Source organism: Citrobacter sp. C5_2 (assembly GCF_014596845.2).
Lineage (GTDB): Bacteria > Pseudomonadota > Gammaproteobacteria > Enterobacterales > Enterobacteriaceae > Citrobacter > Citrobacter werkmanii.
On record NZ_CP115032.1, the window covers coordinates 2,893,349 to 2,905,400 of the forward strand.

12 protein-coding genes are annotated in these 12,052 nt (G+C 50.3%); 4 read left to right on the plus strand and 8 right to left on the minus strand.

The window, feature by feature from the left end; translation table 11 throughout:
* Nucleotides 1-77 precede the first annotated feature (77 nt).
* Both ICA20_RS14170 and tcyP read left to right on the plus strand, forming a co-directional pair.
* A complete protein-coding gene (locus ICA20_RS14170) occupies nucleotides 78-677 on the plus strand; it encodes a metal-dependent hydrolase (RefSeq protein ID WP_087050648.1) in 600 nt (199 codons plus the stop codon).
* Nucleotides 678-812: 135 nt separating this feature from the next.
* Entirely contained in the window at nucleotides 813-2,204 is a 1,392-nt protein-coding gene (tcyP, locus tag ICA20_RS14175) for a cystine/sulfocysteine:cation symporter (protein WP_006684833.1), read from the plus strand.
* Nucleotides 2,205-2,268: 64 nt separating this feature from the next.
* On the opposite strand, the gene cedA is transcribed toward tcyP, so the two are convergent.
* Complete coding sequence (gene cedA, locus ICA20_RS14180) at nucleotides 2,269-2,511, minus strand: cell division activator CedA (RefSeq protein WP_230592298.1); 243 nt, start codon at nucleotides 2,509-2,511, stop codon at nucleotides 2,269-2,271.
* A gap of 213 nt (nucleotides 2,512-2,724) precedes the next feature.
* Between cedA and katE the strand changes: the two genes are divergently transcribed.
* Nucleotides 2,725-4,983: a catalase HPII gene (katE, locus tag ICA20_RS14185; RefSeq protein ID WP_038640164.1), complete on the plus strand. Its 2,259-nt coding sequence runs from the start codon at nucleotides 2,725-2,727 to the stop codon at nucleotides 4,981-4,983.
* A 37-nt stretch (nucleotides 4,984-5,020) separates the two neighbouring features.
* Here katE and chbG read toward each other — a convergent pair whose 3' ends face one another.
* The 7 genes from chbG to osmE all read right to left on the minus strand — a co-directional run bounded on the left by chbG (nucleotide 5,021) and on the right by osmE (nucleotide 10,933).
* Nucleotides 5,021-5,779 carry a chitin disaccharide deacetylase gene (gene chbG / locus ICA20_RS14190; protein WP_038640162.1) on the minus strand — a complete coding sequence of 253 codons (759 nt, stop codon included), beginning with the start codon at nucleotides 5,777-5,779 and terminating at the stop codon, nucleotides 5,021-5,023.
* 12 nt (nucleotides 5,780-5,791) lie between these two features.
* Nucleotides 5,792-7,147: a 6-phospho-beta-glucosidase gene (locus ICA20_RS14195; protein ID WP_038640160.1), complete on the minus strand. Its 1,356-nt coding sequence runs from the start codon at nucleotides 7,145-7,147 to the stop codon at nucleotides 5,792-5,794.
* Between the two features lie 124 nt (nucleotides 7,148-7,271).
* The gene (chbR, locus tag ICA20_RS14200) at nucleotides 7,272-8,111 is read right to left on the minus strand and encodes a transcriptional regulator ChbR (RefSeq protein ID WP_003030617.1); all 840 of its coding nucleotides are present in this window, start codon (nucleotides 8,109-8,111) and stop codon (nucleotides 7,272-7,274) included.
* 13 nt (nucleotides 8,112-8,124) lie between these two features.
* Nucleotides 8,125-8,472 (minus strand): PTS N,N'-diacetylchitobiose transporter subunit IIA, encoded by a 348-nt coding sequence (gene chbA, locus ICA20_RS14205; protein ID WP_038640158.1) that lies wholly within the window; start codon nucleotides 8,470-8,472, stop codon nucleotides 8,125-8,127.
* A gap of 54 nt (nucleotides 8,473-8,526) precedes the next feature.
* On the minus strand, nucleotides 8,527-9,885 hold the full coding sequence (gene chbC, locus ICA20_RS14210) for a PTS N,N'-diacetylchitobiose transporter subunit IIC (protein ID WP_038640157.1): 1,359 nt from the start codon (nucleotides 9,883-9,885) through the stop codon (nucleotides 8,527-8,529).
* 87 nt (nucleotides 9,886-9,972) lie between these two features.
* On the minus strand, nucleotides 9,973-10,293 hold the full coding sequence (chbB, locus tag ICA20_RS14215; protein ID WP_003030620.1) for a PTS N,N'-diacetylchitobiose transporter subunit IIB: 321 nt from the start codon (nucleotides 10,291-10,293) through the stop codon (nucleotides 9,973-9,975).
* 301 nt (nucleotides 10,294-10,594) lie between these two features.
* Complete coding sequence (gene osmE, locus ICA20_RS14220) at nucleotides 10,595-10,933, minus strand: osmotically-inducible lipoprotein OsmE (RefSeq protein WP_038640154.1); 339 nt, start codon at nucleotides 10,931-10,933, stop codon at nucleotides 10,595-10,597.
* 199 nt (nucleotides 10,934-11,132) lie between these two features.
* On the opposite strand from osmE, the gene nadE reads away from it, so the two are divergent.
* Nucleotides 11,133-11,963, plus strand: coding sequence for an ammonia-dependent NAD(+) synthetase (gene nadE, locus ICA20_RS14225; RefSeq protein ID WP_038640152.1), 831 nt, complete (start codon nucleotides 11,133-11,135; stop codon nucleotides 11,961-11,963).
* The last annotated feature ends 89 nt before the right edge of the window (nucleotides 11,964-12,052 follow it).

Genomic DNA, 12,052 nt, shown 5'->3' on the forward strand with positions numbered 1-12,052 from the left:
ACTTGTGACAAAGGGTTACAACGTCACCTCTTCCGCCTACTGTATAAAACCCCTATACTGTATGAATCGACAGTTTATTGGGTTTTATCATGACGGCGGAAGGCCACCTTCTTTTTTCTATTGCCTGTGCGGTATTTGCCAAAAATGCCGAGCTAACGCCCGTTCTTGCGCAGGGTGACTGGTGGCATATTGTTCCTTCAGCCATTTTGACATGTCTGCTACCGGATATCGATCATCCAAAATCTCTGCTCGGACAGCGTCTGAAGTGGATATCGAAACCCATTGCCCGCGCATTTGGCCATCGCGGGTTTACGCATAGCCTGCTGGCAGTCTTTGCCCTGCTGGCCACGTTTTACCTGAAAGTCCCTGATACCTGGATAATTCCAGCTGATGCCTTACAGGGCATGGTTCTCGGTTATCTCAGCCACATTCTGGCCGACATGCTGACCCCGGCAGGCGTCCCCCTGCTTTGGCCCTGTCGCTGGCGCTTTCGCCTGCCGATCCTTGTGCCGCAAAAAGGGAATCAACTGGAGCGATTCCTGTGTATGGCGCTGTTTGCCTGGGCCATCTGGATGCCGCAGACCGTACAAGAAAACAGCGCAGTACGCTGGTCATCGCAAATGATAAATACGCTACAAATGCAGTTTAATCGATTCATAACGCACCAGGTTGACTAATAAATCAGCCGAAATGTCATTTTTGGCATAAACAATTCCATTTGAATATAAGAGGCATGTCACAGTTCTGCTAATCTTGCGCCAACTGAATCACCATCGTACGGTGATCCGCATAATAAGATCAGGAGAACGGGGATGAACTTTCCATTAATCGCGAACATTATCGTGTTCGTAGTGCTGCTGTTCGTGCTGGCGCAAGCCCGTCACAAACAGTGGAGTCTGGCAAAAAAAGTACTGGTCGGTCTGGTCATGGGTGTGGTGTTCGGCCTTGCGCTGCACACCATTTATGGCTCCGACAGCCAGGTTCTTAAAGATTCCGTACAGTGGTTCAACATTGTCGGCAACGGTTACGTCCAGTTGCTGCAAATGATTGTTATGCCGCTGGTCTTTGCCTCTATTCTCAGTGCCGTTGCGCGTCTGCACAACGCCTCTCAGTTAGGTAAAATTAGCTTCCTGACCATCGGCACGCTGCTGTTTACCACGCTGATTGCCGCGCTGGTAGGTGTTCTGGTGACCAACCTGTTCGGCCTGACCGCTGAAGGTCTGGTACAGGGCGGGGCTGAAACCGCACGCCTGAATGCCATTGAAACCAATTATGTTGGCAAAGTAGCCGACCTCAGCGTTCCGCAACTGGTGCTGTCGTTCATCCCGAAAAACCCGTTTGCCGATCTGACCGGAGCGAACCCGACGTCAATTATCAGCGTGGTTATCTTCGCAGCATTCCTCGGTGTAGCCGCACTGAAACTGCTGAAAGATGACGCCCCAAAAGGCGAGCGTGTTCTGGTCGCTATCGATACCCTGCAAAGCTGGGTGATGAAGCTGGTTCGTCTGGTTATGCAGTTAACACCGTACGGTGTTCTGGCGCTGATGACTAAAGTGGTTGCAGGCTCCAACCTGCAGGACATCATCAAGCTTGGCAGCTTCGTCGTCGCTTCGTATCTTGGTCTGGGCATTATGTTTGTGGTACACGGGATCCTGCTGGGAGTTAACGGCGTTAGCCCGCTGAAATACTTCCGCAAAGTCTGGCCTGTCCTGACTTTCGCTTTCACCAGCCGTTCCAGCGCCGCGTCCATCCCGCTGAACGTTGAAGCACAAACCCGTCGTCTGGGCGTACCTGAATCCATTGCCAGTTTTGCCGCCTCTTTTGGCGCCACGATTGGTCAGAACGGCTGTGCCGGCCTGTACCCGGCCATGCTGGCGGTGATGGTCGCCCCCACTGTCGGTATTAACCCGCTGGATCCCATGTGGATTGCCACGCTGGTAGGTATCGTGACCGTGAGTTCCGCAGGCGTTGCGGGTGTGGGCGGTGGCGCGACCTTTGCCGCGCTGATCGTTCTGCCTGCCATGGGTCTGCCGGTAACGCTGGTCGCGCTGCTGATCTCCGTTGAACCGCTGATTGATATGGGTCGTACGGCGCTGAACGTTAGCGGCTCCATGACTGCCGGTACGCTGACCAGCCAGTGGCTGAAGCAGACCGACAAAACGATTCTGGACAGCGATGATAACGCCGAACTGGCGCATCGCTAAGCCTGTTTGCTGATAAACAAAAAACCGCCGGCGTGTCATGCTCCGGCGGTTTTTTTATATCCAGTTAATCGCTCAGTTCATTTTCCTGGCGAATCTGATTAGCCCAGCGTTGCGCTGATTCCGGAACCGTAAATGCAGGCGAACGCTGAAACGACTCCCCCATTAAGACAAAAGCGACATATTTACCGCGCAGTATCCATACGTCACGAAACGCATCCATTTTAACCGCATGCTCTGGCGGAGCAGGCTCCACGCGGGGCACGTAGCTAATAACCGGACGATTTTGTTGGCGAAGAGGTTTCATAATCAGTTGTTTCACTAAAGACAAATTCTAAAAATCAGAAAACCGCTATCTTAGCCGATTTTCCCCTCCCGCGTCCTGCCTTGCGTGCGCGGTTTGCCTGTCTCATCGCGCTTTACTTCCCCGGTATATTCCTGCAGGGCTGAGTGAGTGGTCTATAGTTAAAGCTTTTGACAGCAACAACGACCCTTTCAGCGATGAATACAGGAGACGAGTTTAATGTCACAGAAAGATAAGCATCCGCTCCATCACACTGCGCCGGTTCATGATGCCAGCGAGTCCAAACCCGGTCTTGATTCCCTGGCGCCAGCAGACGGTTCACATCGTCCAACGCCTGAACCCACGCCTCCTGGCATGCAACCCACCACGTCCGGCAGCTTAAAAGCGCCTGACATCAGAAGTGACAAACTCAACGCGCTGGACAGTTTTCGCAAAGGAAGCGAAGAATTTGCCCTGACCACCAATCAGGGCGTACGCATTGCAGACGATCAAAACTCGCTGCGCGCCGGAAATCGCGGGCCAACATTACTGGAAGATTTTATCCTGCGAGAAAAAATCACCCATTTTGATCACGAACGTATACCAGAACGTATCGTTCACGCCCGAGGGTCAGCCGCGCACGGTTACTTTCAGTCCTATACCGATTTAAGCGCAACGACAAAAGCCGATTTCTTGTCCGCAGAAAACAAGATAACACCCGTTTTTGTCCGTTTCTCAACAGTCCAGGGCGGCGCAGGCTCAGCGGATACGGTCAGGGATATTCGGGGATTTGCGACAAAATTTTATACTGAAGAGGGCATCTTTGATCTGGTAGGGAATAATACGCCGATCTTTTTTATTCAGGATGCACATAAATTCCCGGATTTCGTCCACGCCGTAAAACCGGAGCCACATTGGGCCATCCCACAGGGCCAAAGCGCGCATGATACCTTCTGGGATTATGTCTCATTGCAGCCTGAAACCCTGCACAACGTGATGTGGGCGATGTCTGACCGGGGGATCCCGCGCAGTTATCGCACGATGGAAGGTTTTGGCATCCATACTTTTCGGCTGATTAATGCGCAGGGGAAAGCCACTTTCGTCCGCTTCCACTGGAAACCGCTGGCTGGCAAAGCTTCTTTGGTATGGGATGAAGCACAGAAACTGACGGGTCGCGATCCTGATTTCCATCGCCGCGATCTGTGGGAGGCAATTGAAGCCGGCGATTACCCGGAATACGAACTTGGCCTGCAGTTAATTCCGGAGGAAGATGAGTTTAAATTCGATTTTGACCTGCTCGACCCGACAAAACTCATCCCGGAAGAGCTGGTTCCGGTTCAGCGCGTCGGTAAAATGGTACTAAACCGCAACCCGGACAATTTCTTCGCGGAAAACGAACAGGCGGCATTTCATCCCGGTCACATCGTTCCGGGCATCGATTTTACCAATGACCCTCTGTTACAGGGCAGACTGTTCTCCTATACGGACACACAGATCAGCCGTCTGGGGGGACCCAACTTCCATGAAATTCCGATCAATCGCCCTACCTGCCCGTATCATAACTTCCAGCGCGACGGCATGCATCGCATGGATATTGATACCAATCCCGCCAACTATGAACCTAACTCCATCAATGACAACTGGCCACGAGAAACGCCGCCGGGGCCAAAACGTGGTGGATTTGAGTCGTATCAGGAGCGCATTGACGGGAATAAAATTCGTGAGCGTAGCCCCTCTTTCGGCGAATACTATGCCCACCCTCGCCTGTTCTGGCTAAGCCAGACGCCAATAGAGCAACAGCATATTATTGGCGGATTCAGTTTCGAACTCAGCAAAGTGACCCGGCCTTATATTCGCGAAAGAGTGGTCGATCATCTGGCGCATATTGATACCACTCTGGCGCAGTCCGTGGCCAGCAACCTCGGTTTTGAACTGACCGAAGAGCAAACCCAGATCTCCCCTCCACCGGACGTCAACGGGTTAACCAATGCGCCTTCGCTTAGTTTATATGCGGGATCAAAAGGTGATATCAAAGGCCGCGTGGTCGCCATTCTGCTCAATGATCAGGTAAAGGCAGACGATCTGCTCACCATTATGCAGGCCCTGCAGGCGAAAGGCGTTCATGCCAGGTTGCTCTATTCCAGAATGGGTAATGTGGTTGCCGACGATGGCTCCGTCCTGACGATCGCGGGTACCTTTGCCGGCTCGCCGTCGCTGACGGTCGATGCGGTTATCGTTCCGGGTGGGAATATCGCGGATATCGCCATGAATGGCGATGCGAAATATTACTTACTGGAAGCGTATAAGCACCTGAAACCTATCGCCCTGGCAGGAGATGCTCGCCAGCTTAAAGCTGCATTGAATATCACAAATCAGAGTGAGGAAGGCGTGGTAGAAGCGGACAGTGCAGACGCACAGTTTATGGATACCTTACTGACACTGATGACTGCGCATCGTGTCTGGTCGCGAGCCGGAAAAATCGACGCGATCCCTGCCTAAAAAAATGCGGCGCATAATTGCGCCGCAAACTCAGGAATTACACGTTCAGAAAACTGCCAAGACGATAACCGCGCTCCGCAATAGCATATTTCAGTGACGAAGACGTCAGTACGTCAAGCTCAGTTAAGCGGGGGTAACAGTAGGCACTTTGACGAATAGTGTCATCGATAAAGGCTGGATGGCACATGACTTCCAGTGAGGACTCTCCCCGGTCTGCTGAGGCATCCAGCGTTTGTAAAAACAGCGCCTCAGAAATCGCTTCGCCATAAAACTCGCTGCTGAATCCCTGGGAAGAACGCAACGTGTCGGGTAAATCAGACGACTGGCACACCGCCTGACGATCGATACGCAACGCAATCCCTCGTTCGGCTGCAAAGCTCGCGACAATGGGGAAAATCTGCGGGAACATATGCACATGGTGATGGCTATCCAGATGCGTCGGTTCCCGCCCAAACAGGTCTATAAAACGCTGATACTGCGCGGCCAGCTCTTGCGAAATTTCATCCAGCGGCAAAGCATCTTCTTCTGCCATTTGCCAGATCCATTTCCCCAGCAATCCGTCACGCGTAAGGCCTGGCATTGGCGTCAACGGTCTGCCCAGCGTCAGAACAAAGTGCATCCCGACGGCAAGTGCAGGTATGTCACGACTCAGTTGTACCGCATGGTCAATCGCAGCGCCATTTACCAACGCCGTCGTCGAGGTGACCACGCCATTGCGGCAGGCTTCAACAATGCCGTAGTTTTGGCCTTTGCTCAGGCCAAAATCATCCGCATTCACAATCAGTACGCGTTCCATAGCCGACCTCAGTTAGTGTTGTTCGCTTTTCAGTTTCTCGATGCACCCGGCGAAATTTGGCAGCCATTGTTCATGCGCCAGAATCAATTCACGCGCCAGGACTTCAGCGTCGCGGTCAGAATGCACCAGCGGGCTCAGGTTCAGCGCCAGCAGCACATCATTTAGCTCTCCGCTCAATGCCGCATTACTCGCCGCCACTTCAAAGCCTTTAATGGTATAGATAAGACCAAGGACTTTCTCATCAAAATGAGTAATACGTGGATGTGGCGTGGCGCCGTTGCGTCCCAACGTGCAGGTCATTTCTACCGCCCAGTCCGCAGGAATGTTATCGACATGCCCATGGTGCGGAATGTTGACATAATGTTCGGTCTGCTTATCGTTGTAGATAGCGTTGATCACTTCACAGGCCGCGTCGGAGTAATAAGCGCCACCGCGCTGTTCCAGCTCCTTCGGCTTAACGTTCAGCTCAGGATTTTTATAGAGATCAAAAAGTTGTTTCTCAACTTTCTGTACCACCTGAGCGCGTGCCCCGCCCTTATAGTATTCGCCCATCTCAATCGCCAGCATCTCTTTTGGCTTGAAGTAGTAGAGCAAGTAAGAGCACGGCAGTAGTTTCAGCGAACGAATCAGTCCTTCACTAAACGGCAGGTCAAAGATGTTCTTCACGGTAGATGCTTTCAACTCGCCCGATGCGACGCCGTCCAGCAGTTCATCAAAACGTGACACGCCGTTCACCAGCACATCTTTGATAAAGACCATATGGTTCAGACCGAACAGATCGATAGATAAATCATCGCTCTCTTTCAGCGCCAGCACATCGCTAATGAACATTTTCATGCCGACGGGAATATTACACACGCCGATGAATTTCTTAAAATTCGTATGGCGATAGACCGCTTCAGTCACCATCCCGGCCGGGTTAGTAAAGTTAATCACCCACGCATTCGGGCACAGTTCTTCCACATCTTTTACAATGTCAAAAATAACCGGAATGGTACGCAAACCTTTGAACAGACCGCCCGCACCGTTCGTTTCCTGTCCCAGATAACCGTGGCTCAGCGGGATACGCTCATCCTTCTCACGGGCTTTAAGTTGTCCTACACGCAGTTGGGTGGTAACAAAATCAGCATCTTTCAACGCTTCGCGGCGATCCAGCGTTTTATACAACTTCATCGGAACGCCAGCTTTGTCGATCATCCGCTGGCAAAGGTCAAAAATAATGTCCAGCTTCTCTTTACCACCCTCTACATCAACCAGCCACAATTCAGAAACCGGTAATTCATGATAGCGCTTAATAAAGCCTTCAAGTAACTCAGGGGTGTAGCTGCTCCCGCCACCGATAGTGACGACTTTTAATTTCTGGCTCATACGTTCTCCCTTCAGTGTCAAAACACTGACATGTATTATGCTCAACCCGTTTGTCAGGTATAGCGTGGCTGTCCCGACGCTATTTAGGGCAAGCTATAAAAAATGAGTTATTGGAAAATAATATCTACTGATTAAATTCAGTTAATTTCTTACGATAGCTATTTGGCGTAAACGACGTCAGCTTTTTAAATGTTTTAATAAACAGGCTTGGACTACTGTAACCAGACTCATAAGCAATATCCGTAACAGAATAGTTAGTCATTTCCAGCTGTTTTTTAGCAAAATTAATGCGAATTTCATTAATGATCTGCATCGGCGTTTTGCTGTAATAACGCTGGGTCGCGCGGGTCAGATACTCCTGGGATTTCGCGGACAGGTGTACCATATTTTCCAGCGCATTCTCGCTAAACTGCCGTTTATCATGCATGGTCTCGACGGTGGTTTTGAGCCACTGAGGAATATCATCCAGCACCTGCTCTTCGCGATGATGGCGCAGCCGATTAATAATATAGAAGGTGACCACTTCTACAAATTCATCGAGTCCGCTCTCACGAAAGTTCAGTGATGCAATAACCGTTTCAATGTAGGTAAGAAACGAGTTATTCGCCCGATAGACCTGCGATGCAACGAAACAAAACGGCAGCAGCGGGTGGTAGTGCTGTTCAAAAAAACGTTTACTGATACCGACGTTAAGGATCCTTGTCGCACCGAAATCATAAAAACTCTGGTGATGCGATCCCAACGGGATAAAAACAAAGTCCCCACGCTCAAGCAATACGCGTTTACCGTTGATTTCCTGATAATAGCGTCCGGTTAAAACCAGCGTAAATTCATAGTAGTCATGTTGATGCAGCCCACTGATGCTCTCAGTTTTGTTATAGATGAACACATGGAAATTTTTGCCATTAAACAGCTGCTGTTCATAGACAGTTTTGATTTCCGGTGCGTTAATCTGTAGCTGCATTTTGCACTCCTCGCTATTTCAGCTTCTCGTGAAGTTCAATCAGTTCAGTGACCAGCTCGCGCGCCAGCATCGAGGTCATCAGATGATCCTGTGCGTGGACCAGCACCAGGCTGACTTTCATTTTACCTTCGCCCTGATCGCCTTCAATCAGTTTTGTTTGCACGAGGTGCGCTTCGTTCAGCGCCAGGCGAGACTGGTCCATCATGGTCTTCGCTGCTTCAAAATCCCCCTGCTTGGCCATTTTGAGTGCGCCGTATGCCAGGCTACGCGCCTGACCAGAATTAATGATGAGCCCCATCACCACTTCTTCAAGTTCTTCTGCTTCTGACTGCGTGTCGACGATATTCTCGATATCCAACATACTTTTTTCCTCTGGTTAAGTCCGGCATGACCGCAAAGCCACGCCGGATTAAATTTAGAATTTCAATGCGTTAGCGATATCATCTTCGCTTTCTTCTTGATCAATAACGTTCTGAGCTTTGTTGGCTACTACCACGAACGGCAGGTAAACCAGCGTTGCAATACCGAGGTTGAACAGCGCGACCAGCAGAGCGGCGACGCTACCGTTGGTGTTAAAGAACGCGCCCAAACCGGTTGGCATAGTCCACGGTGCGATGTTGGTAATCGGTGGAATAATGCCTGAGTAGTAAGCTGCCAGCGTAATCGCCGCCAGAATCGGCTGAACCAGAATGAACGGAATAAACATAACCGGGTTCATGATGATCGGCAGACCGAACAGGATAGGTTCGTTAATCTGGAAGAGACCTGACGGCAGTGCCAGCTTAGCAACCTGACGATAGTCAGGACGACGTGATGCCAGGAAGATAGCGATAATCAGACCCAACGTTGCCCCGCTACCCCCAAGGAAAATATAGGAGTCGAGCATCGGTTTCGCCCAGACGTGGAACGTCTTACCGGCTTCCAGCGCAGCGTCTACGGAACCAAACTGTTGGTAGATAGAGATGTTTTCCAGCGCCCATGGCGTCATGATTCCGCTGTCCAGCGCGGTCAGCGCCAAAGAACCGTGAATACCAAAGAACCACAGCAGCGGAACAAAAATCACATAGGCCCAACCCACTACGCTACCCAGCGATGCCAGCGGCGTTGAAATGGAATCCATAATGATCTGATGGAAGTTGGTACCCCAGGTGTTCAGCGCCCAGGCGATGATCCCCATAATGGAGAGAATAAGAAAGCCAGGAATCAGCGCAGAGAAGGAACGCGATACGGATGTCGGTACGCTATCAGGTAATTTGATCACCCAATTACGATGGACCACAAAAGTGAACATTTCCGCGACCACCAGGCCGATAATAATACCGGAAATAATATTCGCGCCGCCCAGCCAGTTGGCGCCAACCGCATAGGCTTCACCCACGCTGTACGGCGTGACGGTCATAAATGCGGCGACAGATAACAACCCGGCAGCCAGTGAGTCGACCTTGCGTTCTTCTGCCAGCGCCATGCCGATAAAGAACGGCGCCATCAATGACATGATACCCAGCGTACCGTTATAGACGTTTCCACCAATGCCCTTCAAACTATTCAGCGTTTCAATAGTTGAAGCATCAAGTCGAATGCCCATCGAATAAAAAAACGACCCCTCCCCAAAGCTCAGGAAAACGTTATTAATTAATACAAACATTGCCCCTGCGAGGGTTAACGGCATTAAACGAATAAAACCGTTTTTGATTGCATTAACGTGCGGCTGCTTTCCAATTTTTACAGCAAAAGGAAGGAGTACCTTTTCAAGTGAAGCAATAGCGTTACTCATAGAAAAATACCCTTAAATACCGCAATTAATAATTGCGGTGAATGTTAATGAAATAACTCTTTGACGGGAAAAATTAAAATAAAATAATTAATTTGCTGCGGCTTTTTTAATTGCTGCAACAGCAGCCTTAAGCACGCCTAAACCATCGACTTTGCCATACAGCAGCGAGTCAATCACTTCCACAGGCTTGTTGGGTAACAAACGCTGAATTTCGGGCAACATATAAGCAATTTGCGGACCTAATAACACAACATCGGCCGCCGGGCCTTTTTCTCCGGCCAGCGTTTCAGGAAACGCTTCAATAATAACCGGCACTTCGTATTTTTCGGCCTGAGCACGCATCTTCGATACCAACAATGAAGTCGACATGCCCGCAGAACAAAACAGATAAATGTGTTTCTTTTCCATTAAAACGATCCTCATGTGCGATTATCTGTCAACCAGACACTCCGCAAGCCATAACCTGCATCCATGCTCTGGGTAACCTGCGTCAGCTAAATTACTTTTTTAGGTGGCTGAAACGAGTATACGGGATTGTACCGGTTGATGGTATTTCCTTGACCAACTAAATTGTCTCTCCTTGACCTGTCGTTATGACCCCCCTCACATTTTATGCAAATAATTCGCGGCAATAAATAAGATCGTGCGGCACAAAAAAACCGGCGCGATGGCCGGTTGTTCAGAGTGCTCAGGCAATAAACAGTTGTTACTACTTCGCTGCCTGCGGGTCGGTGTCATACTCTGAGCAGGTCTGGTAGCCAGAGTTAATCACATGACCGGTATCGTCTAAAGCAACGAAATAGGTTTCAGCTTTACCATCTCGTTGACCCAGGATGTAGGTCTGACAGGTCCCGCGCGCATGGATCATGCTCACTTCTGAAGAAGGCTTACCGGCAATCTGCGCGACCTGCGCCCTGCTCATCCCTTTCTTCACATCTTTCACTACGGGCTGAACAAATTGGTCTTTGGTACGATCATAGGCCGTACACCCCGCCAGCATAGTCAAAACAGCCGCTGCACCCAGAATTCCTGTTAGATTCTTGTTCATTTTTTCGTCCTCTTGTTTTTCAGCGTGTTATGTAAGCCTGGAGCACAACAACGCATTTTTCAAGCAATCAGATGATACTTAGGCCGTTTCGGAAAATTCTATTAAAACAAAATGATGTTATATCAGGCCTGCATCCCTTGTCGTTTGGGCCTCAACGCGTTAGCTTTAACATATCATTTTATTTTTCACAGGGGGTTGCATGACTCTGCAGCAAGAGATAATCAAAGCGCTTGGCGCAAAACCGCACATTAATGCAGAAGAGGAAATTCGTCGCAGCGTAGATTTCCTGAAATCATACCTGCAAACCTACCCCTTTCTGAAATCACTGGTGTTGGGTATTAGCGGCGGACAAGACTCCACCCTCGCCGGAAAACTCTGCCAAATGGCCGTTTCCGAGCTCCGCCAGGAAACGGGAAATGACGCGCTACAATTTATTGCGGTGCGTTTACCGTATGGCGTTCAGGCTGACGAGCAGGACTGCCAGGATGCCATTGCCTTTATACAACCAGACCGCGTACTCACCGTCAATATTAAAGGCGCAGTGCTGGCCAGCGAGCAGGCTTTGCGTGAGGCGGGAATTGAGCTGAGTGATTTTGTGCGCGGCAACGAAAAAGCCCGTGAACGTATGAAGGCGCAATACAGTATCGCGGGCATGACCAGCGGCGTTGTCGTGGGTACCGATCATGCAGCAGAAGCGATCACCGGTTTCTTCACTAAATATGGCGATGGCGGTACTGACATCAACCCAATATTCCGTCTGAACAAGCGCCAGGGTAAACAGCTGCTTGCTGCGCTGGGTTGCCCGGAGCATTTATATAAGAAAGCTCCCACCGCAGACCTTGAAGACGATCGCCCCTCTCTGCCGGATGAAGCCGCATTGGGCGTGAGCTATGACAACATCGACGATTATCTGGAAGGAAAAACGCTGGATGCTGAAATAGCTAAAAAAATCGAAGGTTGGTATCTGAAGACTGAGCACAAACGTCGCCCACCCATCACCGTGTTTGATGATTTCTGGAAAAAAGCATAATTTTTTCTGCCTAATGCCGGGTAGCGCCCCTATTGCCGCTCTCCGGCCTTAGCTGCCTGGTCATGCCGCTTTTTTAATCGCTCCTCAGC